Raw genomic sequence first — 16803 nt, forward strand, 5'->3', positions numbered from 1 at the left:
AGGCATCAAACATGCCCTTGGGATGTATCTAATTTACTGAAGCAAACAAACGGGAATTATCATTATTGCACTAATTAAGTGCTGAAATACCCCTTAAAACCCTAAAAAATACGATATTTGCACCAAATTAGTGCTCACTCAGATTTTGAAATATCATGAATCACATAACCCAAAGCCTCAGTGCCTGCGCGCAAAGCAATCCAGGCGCTATCTAGGAGGTTGGCATTACCCTTAATACCTAACTCAATATGCCGCTCAGCGTAAACACCACCTCTAGAGGAGTCTCCAACTGATGGGAGACTAAATACCTTTACACCCGGAAATGAAGCCTCAATACGCTCCATTAAGGGCGTTAAGACGGACTCTATGCCTTTTGGAACGATGAAACTTTGTTCTGCCCAGTTCTCGCGATGAAACAAATTCTGATAATAGGTATCCAAACACCACGCCATCATGGGCGCAGCCATGACGGGAAAGCCAGGAACAAAATAGTGTTCACTAATCGAAAAACCAGGGATCTGGTTATAGGGATTTGGGATGATGTCGCTCCCAATTGGGAACTCCCCCATCTTAAAGCGATGCTGATTTTCTGCAGTACTCAGATCTGCCTTCATGGGATCGCCCTCTGCCATGGTCTGAATACGAACTGTAATGAGGTCTTGTGCGGTCGGGTGCAGTTGCGTTTGAGTACCCAAAGCTAAAGCAGCGCATTGTCTCGTGTGGTCATCAGGCGTGGCTCCGATGCCGCCAGTACTAAAAACCACGTCACCACTAGCAAAGCTATCTTTCAGAGTGGCAGTAATTTGTTCGGGATCATCTGCAACATATTTAGCCCAAGATAAGCTGAGGCCGCGCTCATTTAAAAGCTCAATCAATTTACCCAGATGCTTGTCTTGACGACGTCCTGACAAAATTTCATCGCCAATCACAATTAAACCGAAACGACGAGTATTCACTTCAGAATCATCGAGACTCGACTTTTTTAACACCTCAACCATGGTTTGGTAACTCCGTATCAATAACACGCGCTTCTATATTTAAGGATTGATTCAACTCATTACTGCGCAATTCTTTTAAAGCCTCAAGCAGATAATGTGTAAACCAAAGCGCAGCAAAGACAAAGATTAAAGAATAGATCCAGAGCGCAACAAAACTAACAATAGGAAACAAGACAAGAGCTAAAACAGAAGTTGCCCAGAAAAAGGTGGGTACCGCTCCCAACACCCCAGAAATGATTCCCATAGCCACTAATGGCCAGCGGTGTTGATGCAAAAGTGTATCGCGCTCCTCTGCAGTAGCATGCAAAGCCAACACATCATAAGACATCAAGCGCATGGTCAACCAGCCCCAAAGTAATGGAGGCAAAACAGCAACCAATGGCGGTATCCACCACACTGGTAAAGTAAGAATCACTAGGGCTAAGCAGATCAATGCAGACCAGAGGGTATAGACAAAGCTGCCAAATAAACTGCCGCCCTTTTTCTTCGCAATGTCTTTATAGGCATATTGCCGCGTAACCACCTTGACGATAGTTGGTACGGTTGTCAAAGCGATGAATACTAATAAACTAATTGAGATTAGAGGAATCAGCAACATTACAAAGAAGAGTGGCGCGATCCATGCACGAGCACTCTCAAAGCCTGCCCAAATCAAACCATCCGCAATCCAGCCAGTAAATATGGATGCTGTCAGAAAAGTACTCAGTAACTCCAATGCTGGCGTCCAAGTTAGCCAAATTAAGGCACCCCAAAAGACCGAGACGATCATAAATGGCCTTAGACTCAGCCATAGCATTTTGGGATGCATTGAGCCAACCAAAGCTAAGCCAAAAGACTTAAAAACTTGCTGCATGCTATCCATAGATTTCCATTGCCACTGTGAGAGCTACTCGCTTCTATTTTGCTTTGGGAAAGATTTCTCGAATCGAGTGCATGAGACCCTGCCACTGATGTTGCAATATATTGGGTGACAAAACTAAGTCTCTGACTCCAGTGGGATGAACCTCTTTTGAAAAGATTGCAGTATTGAGCATCATGTCCCACCAAGGAAACAAGACACCAAAGTTACAGCCACCTAGAACACCTGGCTTACCTTTGGCCTCGTGACCAAACCCTACCGCGTGATGCATCCGGTGATACATCGGAGAAATCAAAAAATACTTAAAAGGTCCAAGATCAATCTTCAAATTAGCATGTTGCCAGCTTTGAATTAATTGACTCAATACCACCAATACGATAAATTGCGCAGGTGAAACACCGAATAGTAGGGCAAAGAAGGAAAACACAAACGCATGCATGATGTCATCGACAATGTGATTGCGATCATCAGACCAAGCAGTCATGACCATTTGACTGTGATGTAAGGCATGTAGTTGCCACCACCAATTGAAAGCATGGGAAGCGCGGTGATATAGGTACTCTACAAAATCAAGCAATACAAAATAAATACAAAAACTCACCAAGGGTATCGATGTCACTGAAGGCCACCAAGACTCCACATTTAACCTACCAAAACGAAAATCATGCAGGACAGAATCAATTTGAAAGAAAAATCCTGATAAGGCGATAAAAATCAGACCATGAAAAATACCTAGACGATGAAACAGGGTGTAAAAAATATCTGCCTTGGAGCTCTTTGCAAACCGCTCTTGTATCTCTGCAGGGGAAAGTCTCTCCCATGCTCTAAGAATTACAGCAATCAGGAAAATCTGAATACATCCGAATAAAAACCAGTCAATGCCATCAAACACATCCTCGGCCATCGACATCAGATCGAATTGATACAAAATTGGCCCAACCATATAGGCAAACAAGAATTCTTGAACGCTAGCGTAGGCTGAAGCGATGGCGGCTATCAGAGGGTTTGAGTCCATATACTCAATTGTGTCTTATTTATCCCGTTTTGGCAGGGTTGCAAAACAAAACCCCCGAGCCTTTAAGTTCAATATCAGCTGCTCTAAAACTGCTGGAGCCCAAGGATCCTTACGCGACCAAATACCCAAATGAGCCATAGTGATATCGCCATCCTGAAGTTGGCTACTAGCCTTATCCAAAAGCATTTGGTTGGGATGCGTCTGAGAATTCAACTCATCACCCAAAAATCCCGCTGGGTTCCAGCCAACATGCTGATAACCACATTGCTCACCCATCCTAATCGAACGTGGTGATGTTTTTCCGCCAGGGGCACGCCAGATTTTTTGAATACTGGCGCCCGTTAACTCTTGAAAGCGCTGCTCAACTCGTCGGATTTCTCGGCAATAAGCTGCTTCGTTGTATAGATTTGCCACTCCAGCCTTTGGTCCAAATTGTGGCTTTGCATAGATCTCTCCACTTGGGCCATCCTTCACAAAGTACAAATGGTCATAGGTATGACTACCAAAATGATGACCTTCGCGAACGCGATCTTGCCAGAAGGATTTCCAAGAGTCATCTAAAGAAAAATCACCACGGCTAGTTTTTTCATTCGCTAGAAAAAAGGTAGCTTTGATATTTTGGCGATTCAAAATATCGGCAATGGTTTGCGCTACGGACATATTGCCAGTGTCAAATGTTAGGTAAACCGTTTTTTTACAATTCGCCTCTTGTGCAAAGCCCAGCGAAGAGCAGGCCGCCAAAACAATGAATGCCGTCAGTCGAGCGAGAGTCGCATTCAAATACATCTAATTAGGCTATTCCCAGCTGGCACGCGGAGTGAAGAAAACACCATGAGGGGATCTACCAACAGGAATTACCGAGACTAACTTCATCGAAGGTATATCAATGACTCCCACCTTTTTAGAGAAGCGGAGAGTGACCCACATAGTTTTTCCGTCAGGCGTAATTTCCATGTCATCCGGACCTGCCGGAAGCCCAGTAATATCGCCCATTTTTTCCAGGGTCTGCATATTAATCATGCTGATACTTGACGCAATACGATTGGTTACGAACACATGCTTTTTATCACCCAGGGGGCGAAAGTTGTGAGCACCCTTTCCGGTAACGATGCGTTTTACCTCCTTACGGGTTTTCCAATCAATGACTTGAACATAGTCCTCACCAGTAATACCAATAAATAGATATTGATCACCGGGCGTCATCCAAACTCCTGCTGGCACTTTACCCGTAGTAAATTTCCACAGGACAGTCTGGGTATCCAAATCAATTGCCGCAAGTTCATTGGAGTCTTGCAAGGTAACAAATGCGATTTTGCTGTCTGCTGTAAATGCGACATGACTTGGCGTCTTACCCAGCTTGATTGCTTTAGCTAACTTGAGATCTGCCCCCTGCGCGTGATAGACATCCACCCTGTCTAAGCGATTGCCATTTGCAACAAACCACTTGTGATTAGGTGAATAACCAATTTGGTACGGATCAATGATGTCTGGTATCTTGCCAGTTAACTCGCCTGTGGTGGGATTCATTAGTACAACATCATTGCCCGCGGCATTGGCAATCAGCAATGTCTTTTGATCTGGGGTCATCATCAAGTGATGAGGCTCTTTTCCAACCGGTACCGTCTTGATCACTTTACGGCTGGGCATATCAATCAAACTGACGCTAGCATCACCAGAGTTCAAGACCACGGCTAACTTGGGCTCGGATGAGATTAAACCTTGAGCATAGACAGGATTCAATAGCCCTGCCAGAACAAATACAGTTAAGGTCGAAATACTACCAAATTTGGCTTTACTAATATAGGTATGCATGAGCGATATTGTAAGCAATTGATTCACCTGACGCAGATCTTTAAGCAGAAGCATTTGACCTATCGCAAGTTAGCTAGGACCTTTTCTAGACGCTTTAAGGACATTGGGCTAGGGGTCTTTAACTCCTGGGCATATAAAGCCACCCTTAATTCCTCCAGTTGCCAGCGAAAATCCGTTAAGGCCTGATCCTGACTGATAGCATAAGCCGCAGAGCCATGGCCAGCCTGAACGAGTTTTTGCCATGGCCTAGCAACCGACTCCCAGTCTTTTTGACATTGTGAATCCCGGCTTGGGTTAGCGCGCAATTTATCAATGCGCATGGCAATGGCCTTGAGATAGCGGGGGAAATGTACCAACTGGACGTATGGTGTTTCTGAAACAAATTTGGCAAATATGAGACCCTGAACTTGATTCTGAATATCGACATGGGCAGTAGCTGATGCAGCCTTTGCTTGGGATAACTTCTTTTGTAAATCTGCATAAGCCTGCAATGCCGCCAGGGCATGCTTTGAAATCTCCTGAGCAATCAGAGCCAAACGGGGCTTACCTGCTTGCAAACGCTCTGCAAATTGATCGGCATTCACAGGCAATGGATCATTCATAAATGCTCGCTCCAAGGCGAGATTCAAAATTTGCTCAATTAAGCCATCAACGGACCCGATATTGATAAACAGCAATCCAAGCTCCCGAATTCCTGGGAGCTGTTTTTGTAGCGCTTTCAGTGTGTCTTTATTCGATAGTGCAAATAATCTGCGCAATCCTTGCCAATGATATTTCCGAGCCTCTAGTAAATCATCGAACACTTCAAGATCGCACGCTTCGATTCGGTCTACTAAAGCTGGATAACCAAATAAGGTGCGATTGCCCTTCTGAATCTCTAGAGTCTCGGGCAGTTCACCAAAGCCCCAGGTTCGATAGCCGCCCTGCTCTACCGTTTTTACTGAAGATGCAATAGCACTTTGATTGGTTTTGCCATTAGAAGCTAAGTTATTTACTGGGGCACCGCTCCCTAACTCATCCTGGACAGCTTGCTGCGCTATAGCTTGGAAGGCTGTGCGGGCAGTCTCTCCATATTCCGCACGCAATCGAGATAAATTACGCTCTAACTCCAGCTGGCGGCCATGCTCATCCACTAGGCGGAAATTCATTGAAGAATGTAAAGGTAAGGATTCGGGTCTGAAATCGGTGCGCTTAATTTCTAAGCCGCGTTCTTTCCGAATATCGGTAATGAGACTATCCAAAAAGTCACCTACCCCAAACTGCTTGCTTGATAGCATCCGCTCTAAAAAAGATTTTGCATACTCGGGTAGTGGGACGCAGTGGCGACGTAATTTTTGAGGCAGTGATTTGAGTAATAGCCCAATTTTTTCTTCACACATGCCTGGAACCAGCCAATCACATCGACGACCATCAACCTGATTCAATAGCGTCAAAGGAACTACCAGCGTTACTCCATCTTTGGGGCTGCCAGGCTCGAAGTGATAAGTCAAACTTAGTTCGCCACCACCAACCATCATCTTTTTAGGATAACGATCTACCGTAATTCCGGCTGCCTCGTGGCGCATTAAATCTGCTTTAGCTAGGCGCAAAAGACTATCGGGTGTCTCCTCAGTGACCCCTTTACTCGCCAATCTCTTCAGCAACCAGGCTTTCATGCTTTCCCTACTTAGAACATCCTCAGGAATACGTGAATCATAAAAAGCAAAAAGGAGATCATCATCTACCAACACATCGGGCCGTCGTGAGCGATGCTCTAAAGCCTCAATCTCTTTAATCAGTCTGCGGTTGTGCCAAAAGAATTCAAAAGTCCCGGGATATTTTTTTCTAGCATCAGCCTCGGTCTCCCGAATCAATGCTGGGCTATCCATGCGACCAAACATCTCTTCTTGAACTAAGGCCTGGGTAATGAATAAACTACGCGCATCTTTTGGGTTGTGAGGCTCATAACGTACGCGGCGACCGTGATAAATGGGGAGCCCATATAGAGTGCCACGCTCGAAGGCCATGACCTCTCCTTGACGGCTATCCCAAAATGGCTCGCTCAAAGACTTAATCAGGCGGTGGGCTGCAACCTTCTCAACCCACCCTGGCTCGATTTTGGCAATCGTACGTGCATACATACGATTCGTTTCTTGAAGCTCACCAGCCAAAATCCAAGCGCCGGCCTTTTTGCCAATCGTTGAGCCAGGCCAAATAAAGGGACGAATACCGCGGGCACCCATATAGCTACCTGTCTTGCTACCACGCTCCTGAGATTTTTCATCCTCTTCTTTTTTAGCTACATAACCTAAGAGACCTGTTAATAGCGAGAGGTGAACTTGTTCATAAGTAGCGGCAGATGGATTTTCTTTCCAACCCTTTTCGCTCAACATCGTATGTAGTTGCCCATGAACATCGCGCCATTCACGCAGACGTCTTGGTGATAAAAACTTACTACGGCATAGATTCTCTAATTGTCGATTACTGTGCTTGTGCTTTAAAGCATCTTGATACCAATCCCAAAGCTTTACGAAACTCAGAAACTCGGAACGCTCATCTGCAAACTGCAAATGCGCTTGATCAGCCGCAGCAGCTTGATCCATGGGTCGATCACGCGGATCTTGTGTAGCCAAAGCGGAAGCGATGATGGTGACCTCACGTAATGCGTTGTGCTCCTTAGCAGCTAACAACATTCGACCAATTCGAGGATCTAATGGCAGATCCGCTAACTGCTTACCAATAGAGGTGAGCTTGAATCTACTGTTGCTATCCGTATCACTACCGAAGGTAACATCGTCATAGACGATAGCGCCCAACTCATCTAGTAGCTGGACACCGTCAGCAATCGCACGACCCAAAGGTTTATCAATAAATGGAAATTCTTGAATACGGGGTAAACGTAGCGAGCTCATGCGAAGTAATACCGCCGCTAATGAGCTACGTAAAATTTCTGGATCAGTAAATTTAGGACGACTTAAATAATCTTGCTCGCTATAGAGACGAATACAAATACCATCTGATACTCGACCGCAACGACCTGCTCTCTGATTGGCAGCCGCCTGAGAGATTGACTCGATCTGCAATTGCTCTACTTTATTGCGGTAGGAGTAGCGTTTGACGCGTGCCAGACCGCTATCAACCACATAACGAATATTGGGAACTGTTAATGAGGTCTCGGCAACGTTAGTCGTCAAAATAATACGTCGGCCATTGCCGGGATTGAATACGCGCTCTTGTTCCGCAACCGATTGCCGAGCAAAGAGACTCAAAATCTCCGGATGAAAGCGCTGCTGAAGAACAGGGTCTTTTCTGAGAGCTTCAACACAATCCCGAATCTCCCGCTCTCCGGGCAGGAAGACCAGTACATCGCCTGCACCGGATACGCCTTCGCGCCATACTTTTGTAATTGCCTCTGTTACAGCATCCGAAAGCTCCTTAGCCTCTTTAGGCTCCTTTTTTCCGTCTGGCTTAGCATCGGGCTCTAGTGGCTCATAACGTTGCTCAACCGGGAAAAGTCGCCCACTCACCTCAATCACAGGAGCAGACTTGCCGTTTAATGCAAAATGATCCGAAAAACGTTTTGCATCAATGGTGGCTGAAGTAATGATCAACTTCAGGTCTGGACGCTTGGGTAGCAACTGTCGCAGATAACCCAATAGAAAATCAATATTGAGGCTGCGTTCATGGGCCTCATCAATAATGAGAGTGTCATAGGCGCGCAGCTGAGGATCTCGCTGCGTTTCTGCTAGCAAGATGCCGTCGGTCATCAACTTGATTGAAGCGCCCTGACTGGTCTTATCAGCAAAGCGCACTTGGTAGCCTACGTCTTGGCCAATTGGACTGCCCAACTCCTGAGCGATACGCTTTGCAGTAGCTGTAGCCGCAATTCGGCGAGGTTGCGTGTGCCCAATAAGGCGACCACCGTTAATAGTGCCCCTGCCGAGATCTAAACAGATTTTGGGTAATTGGGTTGTTTTGCCAGAACCAGTCTCACCACAGACAATCACAACCTGGTGAGAACTCAAGGCATCCTTGATAACTTGGCGCTGGCTGGATACCGGCAACTCCTCCGGAAAGCGAATCTCCAGCCGTCGAAGGGTGTTGGAAGCAGGCACAGTCTCAGGGCTCGCTTTGGGTTTTTGTTGGTTTATAGGCTCTTGCACCCTATAATTTTCTCACTATGCCAACAAACGCACCGAATCCCGGCTTAAATGCCGAAGAATCCAGCTCTAACTTTCCTTTTGTAGGATGGCTCCGTGATGTTGCGCCCTATATCCATAGCTTCCGTGAGAAGACCTTTGTCATTGCCTTTGCCGGTGAGCTGGCTCAAGAAATTGGCCTAGAAAATCTAATTGAAGATATCGCCATGCTGCACGCCATGGGTATGCGTATTGTCTTGGTTCATGGTATCCGCCCTCAAATTGAAGAGCAGCTAATGCTTCGTAATATTAAAAGTCAGTTTGGCAAAAGTGCAATGCACAGCTACCGAATTACCGATGCAGCCGCCCTAGAATGTGTCAAAGAAGCTGCTGGTGAATTACGCTTGGATATCGAGGCTGCATTTAGTCGGGGATTACCCAATACTCCGATGGCAGGCTCACGAATCTCCGTCATCTCAGGCAACTTTATTACAGCAATGCCTGTTGGCGTAGTTGAGGGAATTGATTACATTCATACTGGCTTGGTGCGTAAGGTGGACTCCACCTCCATCAAGCTCTCGCTCGATAGCAATAAGATCGTACTACTCTCACCACTAGGATTCTCGCCAACCGGTCAAGCATTTAATCTCGCTTTTGAGGATGTAGCTGCATCTACTGCTGCAGCACTCAAAGCAGATAAATTAATTTTCTTAAGCCCTTATGCAGGCTTAAAAGATGAGGAAGACGACTTCATCACTGAACTCTCAATGCCCCAGCTTCAAGAATACGTAGCCCAACATCCGGAACTTGATCTAGGTATGAAGAGTTTGTTAAATATTTCTGGCAGAGCTATTCGTGCTGGTGTAAGTCGGGTGCACTTCTTACCTTGCAACCAAGATGGTGCGCTGCTTGAAGAACTCTTTACCCATGATGGTATTGGCATGATGCTGGCCTCATCCGATATTGAGAATTTGCGGGAAGCCAATCAAGATGACGTTGGCGGTATTCTGCAGCTCACCAGCCCACTCGAAGAAGAAGGTATTCTGGCTGCCCGAGGTCAAGATGTCATCGAGCGTGATATTCAGCGCTTCTCTGTCATTGAGCATGACCGGGTTCTCTTTGGATGTGCAGCCCTCTTCCCGTTCCCGAATGGCGTAGGTGAACTTGCTTGCCTCGCAGTAGATCCCGATGTTCAAGGGTCAGGCGATGGAGAGCGTTTGCTCAAGCGCGTTGAAATGCGAGCAAAACGGGAAGGCATCAAGAAGCTTTTTGTCTTGACGACTAGAACAGAGCATTGGTTTTTGAAGCGTGGCTTTAAGCGCGCCTCGGTAGACGATCTTCCAGAAGAAAGAAAGCAAATTTACAACTGGGATCGTAAATCGATGGTTTTGACCAAAGATCTCTAATAAATTATTCGCCTTATATTTTCTCTTTAGTACACCATATTTGAAAGGCAACACAAATGGCACGCATGGTTCAATGCATCAAACTCAATAAAGAAGCTGAAGGCATGGACTTCGCCCCCCTACCAGGCGACCTCGGTAAGAAGGTTTGGAATCAAGTCTCCAAAGAGGCTTGGGCCGCTTGGTTGAAGCACCAAACAATGCTCATTAATGAGAATCGCCTGAATATGGCTGACCCTCGTGCTCGTCAGTACCTCCTCAAGCAAGTTGAAAAATACTTCTTTGAAGGTGGAGCAGATATGGCTCAGGGCTATGTACCGCCAGCTGAATAATTATTTCTGAATATCTATTGACGAGTCAAATTCAGAAGCATAGGATGAAATAGTAGTCAGTCAGTTTTCGTGATCGGCTACATTGGCGAAAGCCACTACTCGTAAGCATATCTATATGCTTATGGGCACTGGGAACTAAACCTCTTCCCTTTGCCTGCGCCATGAATCATCATGGCAAAAAAACCCGATGGATCAGCTTGCTGCCCCGTCGGGTTTTTTAATTAAAAGGTAATTCTACTCACGCCAGATGTATTGCTTACTAATAAAATATCCGCCTTCTCTTTTGCAAATAACCCAACAGTAATAACGCCGGCAATTTGATTGATTTGCGCTTCAAGCGCAAGTGGATTAGAAATCTTCAAGCCGGCAATATCCAAAATCCACCCGCCGTTATCTGTCACAAAAGGTTGGCTTGGTGTCTGACCTAAGTCTGCACGAGTCTCTTTGCTCATTCTGAGTGTTGCTGTGCCGCCCAACTGAGCTAGCTCTTGAGTAACAATTCCTTTTGATGAGGGAATGATTTCCACAGGCAATGCAAAGTTACCCAATACCGAAACCTGTTTTGAGGCATCGCAGATACAGATAAATTGTTTGGCCATGGAAGCAATAATCTTTTCACGGGTTAAAGCACCGCCGCCACCTTTAATCATATGACCAGCAGGATCGATTTCATCGGCGCCGTCCACATAGGCAGGCAGATAATCTACCTCATTGGGGTCCATGACCTTAAAACCATGTTTTAACAAGCGTTCAGTCGTGGCATTTGAACTAGATACTGTTCCCGAGAAATGATCCTTATGGGGTGCTAAGGCATCAATGAAATAGTTAGCGGTAGAGCCTGTCCCAACACCTAAGATCTGACCTGCGGGTAGCTTTAGTACCTCATCCCGAGCTGCTTCACCTACCAATTGCTTTAGTTGATCTTGATTCATGATCTTGCCCGATATCCTTATCTAAACTGGAACAACCTGATTTATCCATCTATCATATGATATTCAATCTATTTTCCTGATTAATTCATCGAGAGTATTGCAAATACCCATGACATCACCCGCAAGCGCACTGAGCCAACTCAAACAATTCACTACCGTCGTGGCCGATACTGGCGACTTTGAGCGTATGCGGGAATACCAACCGCAAGACGCCACTACTAATCCCTCCCTCATCCTGAAGGCTGCCCAGCAAGCCAGCTATCAGGCCTTAGTAAATCAAGTCAAATCAGCGCACTCTGGTATCAAACCCGTTGATTTAGTCGACCATATCCTGGTAGCTTTTGGTCTTGAGATTTTGAAGATCGTCCCAGGGAGGGTTTCGACTGAAGTTGATGCCCGCCTCTCTTTTGATACTCTGGCAACGATTAAGAAGGCCAAGCATCTCATCTCACTGTATGAATCTCATGGGATTGATCGAAAACGCGTCTTGATTAAACTAGCTGGCACATGGGAAGGAATCGAGGCAGCTAAATCTTTAGAGGCTGAGGGCATTCACTGCAATATGACGCTGCTCTTCTCTTTGGTACAGGCGGCGGCTTGCGGTGCAGTCAATGCAAAATTGATTTCCCCTTTTGTAGGGCGAATTACTGATTGGTATAAGACAAAGCTTGGCGGCAATTGGAGTGATGAAAATAATGGCGGAGCAAATGATCCCGGTGTTATATCGGTTAAGCGTATCTTCCACTATTACAAGCACTTCGGGATCAGCACCGAAATTATGGGGGCTAGTTTTCGTAACACCAGTCAAATATTAGAGCTAGCCGGATGCGACTTACTCACCATCAGCCCAGAGCTATTGAGCGATCTACAGAAAAGCACTGCTGTAGTGGAGAAACAACTGAATGCCAGCAACGCAGCTAACGCACTTTCCACCGAAAATATCCTAGCCCTAAAGCTAGATGAATCGAATTTTAGATTACAGTTGAATAACGATGCAATGGCCACTGAAAAACTAGCTGAAGGAATAAGAAATTTCTGCATCGACACCGAGAAACTAGAAGCGCTCTTAAGCAACTAATTCTGTCAATTGCCAGATTGAGGAGTCAATATGATTATTCATTGCCCGCATTGCAATAAAGGAAATCGTGTTCCTGCCGAAAGGCTCAATCAAACGCCTGTCTGCGGAGCCTGTCAACAAGAGCTCCTTTCGCTTCCGATTAATGCCACAGCAGCTAACTTTAGCGAACTGGTAACTCAATCCACAATGCCAGTCATAGTAGATTTCTGGGCGCCATGGTGCGGACCCTGCAAGATGTTCGGCCCGACTTTCCAGGCAAGCGCCAGCACTCATGCAAATCAAGTTTTGTTTGTGAAAGTTAATACCGAGGCCGAGCAACTACTCGGATCGCAATGGAATATACGCTCAATACCAACGCTAGCGGGATTTAAGGGTGGCAAAGAAGTGCATCGTGTTAGCGGTGCTCTGCCACCAGCCCAACTAGAACAATTTGTGCGGCAGTTGACTGAGTGATTAAGTGAGTATGTGAGTGGTGCTTACTATTTAGGTTCTTTGGATAAACGCTGTCTGAGTGCCTCATACAAGCAGACGCCACTTGCAACTGATACGTTTAGACTCTCTACAACACCCTTCATCGGAATACGTACCAACTCATCACAAGTCTCGCGGGTCAGGCGGCGCATGCCCTCACCCTCTGCACCCATAACGATTCCAATGGGACCAGTCAGATCTAAATCGTAAATAGATTTTTCAGCTTCATCATCGGTACCAATTAGCCAAACACCCGCTTCTTGCATTTCTTTCATACTGCGAACCAGATTGGTAACGGTAATCACAGGCATTACCTCAGAAGCACCGCTCGACACTTTACTCACAGTGGCATTAATTGAGGCCGAACGATCTTTAGGAATAACTACGGCATCTACACCGGCACCATCCGCTACGCGCAAGCATGCACCAAAGTTATGAGGGTCGGTCACACCATCCAAGACCAAGAACATCACTTTACTTTGATTACTTTGTGCATCTTCCACTACCTCCGTAATGGTCCGAGCAATAGTCATCTTCTCCGCCAAAGCCACCACACCTTGATGGCGATCATGCCCTGCCAGCTTGTGAAGACGCTCGGCATCAGCAGCATGCAATCTTTCGCCTAGAATTTCTTCAGCTTGCTTGAGAAAATCGCCCATACGGCGATCTCGTCGACTAGGATCAAAATAAACCGACTTTAGACTTGCTGCATCCACTCGTAAGCGCGCTTGAACTGCATGAAAACCAACTAATATTTGCTTCATCTTTACTTATCTCGATCTGATATTGATGCTTATTTACGACGCGCTTTAGTGCTGCGAACGGGTGGTTTTGTACCTGTAGGTTTACCGGCAGGTCTTGTGGGCTTTCCAGACTTCGCAACTTTACTCGCAGTGCGCCCAGCTTGATTCTTAGATTGGTTTGCGCCAAGGTTCCCTGCAGATTTGGCGGCATTCACATTCACACCAGAATGCTTCTGTGGTTCTTTGCTGCCAGGGCGACCTTTTTTGGGAGAAGCTTTTTTATTGGGTCTACCGGTATCGCTAGCCAATACAATTTGACGGCGATTGGTGGTGCCGCCCGGCTCTAAGCCAACAGATTTCACCAGACTAAATTCAATTTTACGTGCGTCTAGATCAACTCGACTGACTAAAACGTGCACCCGATCACCTAAGCGATAACGAATGCCAGTTCTCTCGCCACGCAATTCTTGACGGGCTTCATCGTACTGGAAATAATCACCACCCAGTTCAGTCACATGGATCATGCCCTCAACAAAGAGATTTTCCAGTTGTATAAACAAACCAAATGTAGCTACCCCAGTAACCGTACCAGCGTATTCTTGACCCAAATGATCGCGCATGTAATAGCACTTGAGCCAAGCCTCTACATCACGAGATGCCTCATCTGCACGACGCTCATTAGATGAGCAATGCACACCAAGTTGACCCCAAATAGGCATTGCCGCATTAGCGCCCTTAGGCAATTTAGGCAAACGCGTACCATTAGATGCAGCCTCTTTTGCATCGCTATGAGACTTCTTGGCATTCACGGCATTTTCGCGACCCTTGCCTTTGCGTGGCAAAGTGAGATTTAACGGAACCGTTGGGGGCAATACTGGCGTGTAAGGTTTCTTGGTAAGAATTGCTTTGATGACGCGATGGGTCAAGAGATCAGGATAACGACGAATCGGGCTTGTGAAATGTGAGTATGCAGGATACGCAAGACCAAAGTGGCCTTCGTTATCAGGCTGGTACATTGCCTGCTGCATAGAGCGCAAAACAACCGACTGCAGCATGTTTGCATCGGGACGCTCTTTGATTTCGCGCATGAGTTTGGCATAGTCTTTTGGCTTCGGCTTTTCACCGCCGCCCAATGACAAGCCAGAGGTACGCAAGACTTGGCGCAAAGTCATCAGCTTCTCCTCTGAAGGTTCACCGTGAACGCGATAGAGACTGAGATGCTTATTTTTATCAATGAAATCAGCAGCGCAGACGTTTGCTGTCAACATACACTCTTCGATCAAGCGATGTGCGTCGTTGCGCAGACGAGGTTCAATGCGCAAAATCTTACCTAACTCATTACTAATAATTTGGGTTTCGGTAGTTTCAAACTCGATAGCACCACGCTTTTGACGTGCGTCTAGTAAAATTTTGTATAGCGAGTAGAGATTAGTCAGTAGAGGCCTGAACTGCGCAAAGCGTGTTGCTTCAGGGCCTTTGCTGTTTGAGAGAATCTCCCAGACCGTATCGTATGTAAAGCGTTGCGCAGAATGCATGACTGCAGGATAGAACTGGTAAGCCAAGACTACTCCACTTTGATCTACTACCGAATCACACACCATACACAAACGATCAACATCAGGGTTCAATGAACAAAGGCCATTCGAGATCTTTTCCGGCAGCATGGGTATTACCCGTCTCGGGAAATACACTGAGGTTGCACGTAGAAGTCCCTCATCATCCAAAGGGTGTCCAGGCTTAACATAATGAGATACATCAGCAATCGCGACAATCAGGCGCCAAGCCTTGCTCTTGCCGTACATAACTGGCTCGCAATACACCGCATCATCAAAGTCACGAGCATCAGCACCATCAATGGTGACCAAAGGAACATCGCGCAAATCTACGCGACCTTCTAAATCAGATTGCTGAACGGTATCGGGTAAGGCATCCGCTTCTTTTTTTGCGGCTGCTGAAAATTCGTGGGGCACGCCATATTTACGGACAGCGATTTCTATTTCCATGCCAGGATCATCGATTTCACCCAGCACCTCGACAACACGACCAACGGCTTGACGGTAACTATCTGGATAGTCAATGATCTCGACACTGACGACCTGACCTAATTTCGCGTTACCTTGACCTTTTGGTGGAATCAAAATATCGTGACCAATACGCTTATCTTCCGGCGCAACAATCAAAACACCATTCTCATTTAAGAGACGCCCAATGACTACTTTATTGGCATGCAAAATGACATCGACGATCTGGCCCTCTGGACGACCGCGGCGATCTGTTCCCAATACTCTGACATTTACCCTATCTGAGTGCATGACGCGGGACATTTCTCTTTCAGAAAGAAAAATATCTTCACCACCGTCATCTGGGATGACAAATCCAAATCCATCTCGGTGACCCTGGACTGTACCCAAACGGTCAGCCTCTCGTGGCACCAAGTTTTTTGCTTTACGCATTTAATTCCTTCGGCAATACATGCCTTATATTTCAATGAAAATTGTGAATTAGCCTACTGTATCAAACCATCAAGTCTGAAGGGTGAAAGGCCAAAACAAGTTAAGAGGTGGGTCAGAAGGCGCATACCTTTATAATAACGGCATGCCCAGGTGGCGAAATTGGTAGACGCACCAGCTTCAGGTGCTGGCGATCGTAAGGTTGTGGGGGTTCGAGTCCCTTCCTGGGCACCAAACAAGGCTTAACGGCGCTCTGCGCCTGAAAATACAAGGCCGCTATAGAGAAAACTGGCCGTTTCTACATAAAAATACATAAAGCCTATATGGGGGCGTCTTTCTTAAATACAAGCCCCATTTTGGCTCCCACATCGAGCATTCGTTAATACGCAAATATTAATCACTCCATAACTTGCCTGCAGTCGCCCAATTTGATTTCTTAACATCTTGATAAATAACATCTACTGATTCAGCACTGCATCCCATAATTTTGACCGCCGCTTCCGTAATTGCCTTGGCGTACTCGCGCTTGACCTCATCGCTGCGACCCTCAAATAATTGAACTTGAATTAATGGCACAGATATCTCCTATTCA

At 46.2% G+C, this 16803-nt stretch carries 14 protein-coding genes and 1 tRNA gene; 5 read left to right on the forward strand and 10 right to left on the reverse strand.

The window, feature by feature from the left end; genetic code table 11:
- Positions 1 to 134 precede the first annotated feature (134 nt).
- The 6 genes from FD967_RS05995 to hrpA are packed head-to-tail and all read right to left on the reverse strand — an operon-like array spanning position 135 to position 8778.
- Positions 135 to 998, reverse strand: coding sequence for a molybdopterin-binding protein (locus tag FD967_RS05995; protein ID WP_215325052.1), 864 nt, complete (start codon positions 996 to 998; stop codon positions 135 to 137).
- Positions 991 to 1851: an EI24 domain-containing protein gene (locus FD967_RS06000; RefSeq protein ID WP_251368985.1), complete on the reverse strand. Its 861-nt coding sequence runs from the start codon at positions 1849 to 1851 to the stop codon at positions 991 to 993. Before FD967_RS06000 ends, FD967_RS05995 begins: the two co-directional genes overlap by 8 nt.
- Positions 1852 to 1894: 43 nt before the next feature.
- Positions 1895 to 2872 (reverse strand): sterol desaturase family protein, encoded by a 978-nt coding sequence (locus FD967_RS06005; protein ID WP_215325054.1) that lies wholly within the window; start codon positions 2870 to 2872, stop codon positions 1895 to 1897.
- A 15-nt stretch (positions 2873 to 2887) separates the two neighbouring features.
- A complete protein-coding gene (locus tag FD967_RS06010) occupies positions 2888 to 3652 on the reverse strand; it encodes a polysaccharide deacetylase family protein (RefSeq protein ID WP_371819280.1) in 765 nt (254 codons plus the stop codon).
- Between the two features lie 15 nt (positions 3653 to 3667).
- Complete coding sequence (locus FD967_RS06015; protein ID WP_215325056.1) at positions 3668 to 4684, reverse strand: cytochrome D1 domain-containing protein; 1017 nt, start codon at positions 4682 to 4684, stop codon at positions 3668 to 3670.
- A gap of 59 nt (positions 4685 to 4743) precedes the next feature.
- Entirely contained in the window at positions 4744 to 8778 is a 4035-nt protein-coding gene (gene hrpA / locus FD967_RS06020) for an ATP-dependent RNA helicase HrpA (protein ID WP_215325057.1), read from the reverse strand.
- 65 nt (positions 8779 to 8843) lie between these two features.
- Between hrpA and argA the strand changes: the two genes are divergently transcribed.
- Together argA and FD967_RS06030 are read left to right on the forward strand one after the other, a co-directional pair.
- Positions 8844 to 10208, forward strand: a complete 1365-nt coding sequence (argA, locus tag FD967_RS06025) for an amino-acid N-acetyltransferase (RefSeq protein WP_215325059.1) — start codon at positions 8844 to 8846, stop codon at positions 10206 to 10208.
- A 56-nt stretch (positions 10209 to 10264) separates the two neighbouring features.
- Positions 10265 to 10537 (forward strand): oxidative damage protection protein, encoded by a 273-nt coding sequence (locus FD967_RS06030; protein WP_215304216.1) that lies wholly within the window; start codon positions 10265 to 10267, stop codon positions 10535 to 10537.
- 221 nt (positions 10538 to 10758) lie between these two features.
- On the opposite strand, the gene rpiA is transcribed toward FD967_RS06030, so the two are convergent.
- Positions 10759 to 11469, reverse strand: coding sequence for a ribose-5-phosphate isomerase RpiA (rpiA, locus tag FD967_RS06035; protein ID WP_215325061.1), 711 nt, complete (start codon positions 11467 to 11469; stop codon positions 10759 to 10761).
- Positions 11470 to 11578: 109 nt separating this feature from the next.
- Between rpiA and tal the strand changes: the two genes are divergently transcribed.
- Both tal and trxC read left to right on the forward strand, forming a co-directional pair.
- On the forward strand, positions 11579 to 12547 hold the full coding sequence (gene tal / locus FD967_RS06040) for a transaldolase (RefSeq protein ID WP_215325062.1): 969 nt from the start codon (positions 11579 to 11581) through the stop codon (positions 12545 to 12547).
- Positions 12548 to 12577: 30 nt separating this feature from the next.
- Entirely contained in the window at positions 12578 to 13000 is a 423-nt protein-coding gene (gene trxC / locus FD967_RS06045) for a thioredoxin TrxC (RefSeq protein WP_215325063.1), read from the forward strand.
- 26 nt (positions 13001 to 13026) lie between these two features.
- Here trxC and rlmB read toward each other — a convergent pair whose 3' ends face one another.
- Positions 13027 to 13782: a 23S rRNA (guanosine(2251)-2'-O)-methyltransferase RlmB gene (rlmB, locus tag FD967_RS06050; RefSeq protein WP_215325064.1), complete on the reverse strand. Its 756-nt coding sequence runs from the start codon at positions 13780 to 13782 to the stop codon at positions 13027 to 13029.
- A 29-nt stretch (positions 13783 to 13811) separates the two neighbouring features.
- Positions 13812 to 16214 (reverse strand): ribonuclease R, encoded by a 2403-nt coding sequence (gene rnr / locus FD967_RS06055; protein ID WP_215325065.1) that lies wholly within the window; start codon positions 16212 to 16214, stop codon positions 13812 to 13814.
- A gap of 144 nt (positions 16215 to 16358) precedes the next feature.
- On the opposite strand from rnr, the gene FD967_RS06060 reads away from it, so the two are divergent.
- Positions 16359 to 16445: transfer RNA gene (locus FD967_RS06060), tRNA-Leu, on the forward strand.
- Between the two features lie 159 nt (positions 16446 to 16604).
- Here FD967_RS06060 and FD967_RS06065 read toward each other — a convergent pair.
- The gene (locus tag FD967_RS06065) at positions 16605 to 16787 is read right to left on the reverse strand and encodes a 4-oxalocrotonate tautomerase (protein ID WP_215325066.1); all 183 of its coding nucleotides are present in this window, start codon (positions 16785 to 16787) and stop codon (positions 16605 to 16607) included.
- Positions 16788 to 16803 lie beyond the last annotated feature (16 nt).

The organism is Polynucleobacter sp. JS-Mosq-20-D10, from assembly GCF_018687755.1.
Lineage (GTDB): Bacteria > Pseudomonadota > Gammaproteobacteria > Burkholderiales > Burkholderiaceae > Polynucleobacter.

Coding starts and splice junctions, on each gene's coding strand:
- FD967_RS05995 (WP_215325052.1), bottom strand. CDS start 998: ATGGTTGAGGTGTTAAAAAAGTCGAGTCTCGATGATTCTGAAGTGAAT.
- FD967_RS06000 (WP_251368985.1), bottom strand. CDS start 1,851: ATGCAGCAAGTTTTTAAGTCTTTTGGCTTAGCTTTGGTTGGCTCAATG.
- FD967_RS06005 (WP_215325054.1), bottom strand. CDS start 2,872: ATGGACTCAAACCCTCTGATAGCCGCCATCGCTTCAGCCTACGCTAGC.
- FD967_RS06015 (WP_215325056.1), bottom strand. CDS start 4,684: ATGCATACCTATATTAGTAAAGCCAAATTTGGTAGTATTTCGACCTTA.
- argA (WP_215325059.1), top strand. CDS start 8,844: ATGCCAACAAACGCACCGAATCCCGGCTTAAATGCCGAAGAATCCAGC.
- FD967_RS06030 (WP_215304216.1), top strand. CDS start 10,265: ATGGCACGCATGGTTCAATGCATCAAACTCAATAAAGAAGCTGAAGGC.
- rpiA (WP_215325061.1), bottom strand. CDS start 11,469: ATGAATCAAGATCAACTAAAGCAATTGGTAGGTGAAGCAGCTCGGGAT.
- tal (WP_215325062.1), top strand. CDS start 11,579: ATGACATCACCCGCAAGCGCACTGAGCCAACTCAAACAATTCACTACC.
- trxC (WP_215325063.1), top strand. CDS start 12,578: ATGATTATTCATTGCCCGCATTGCAATAAAGGAAATCGTGTTCCTGCC.
- rlmB (WP_215325064.1), bottom strand. CDS start 13,782: ATGAAGCAAATATTAGTTGGTTTTCATGCAGTTCAAGCGCGCTTACGA.
- rnr (WP_215325065.1), bottom strand. CDS start 16,214: ATGCGTAAAGCAAAAAACTTGGTGCCACGAGAGGCTGACCGTTTGGGT.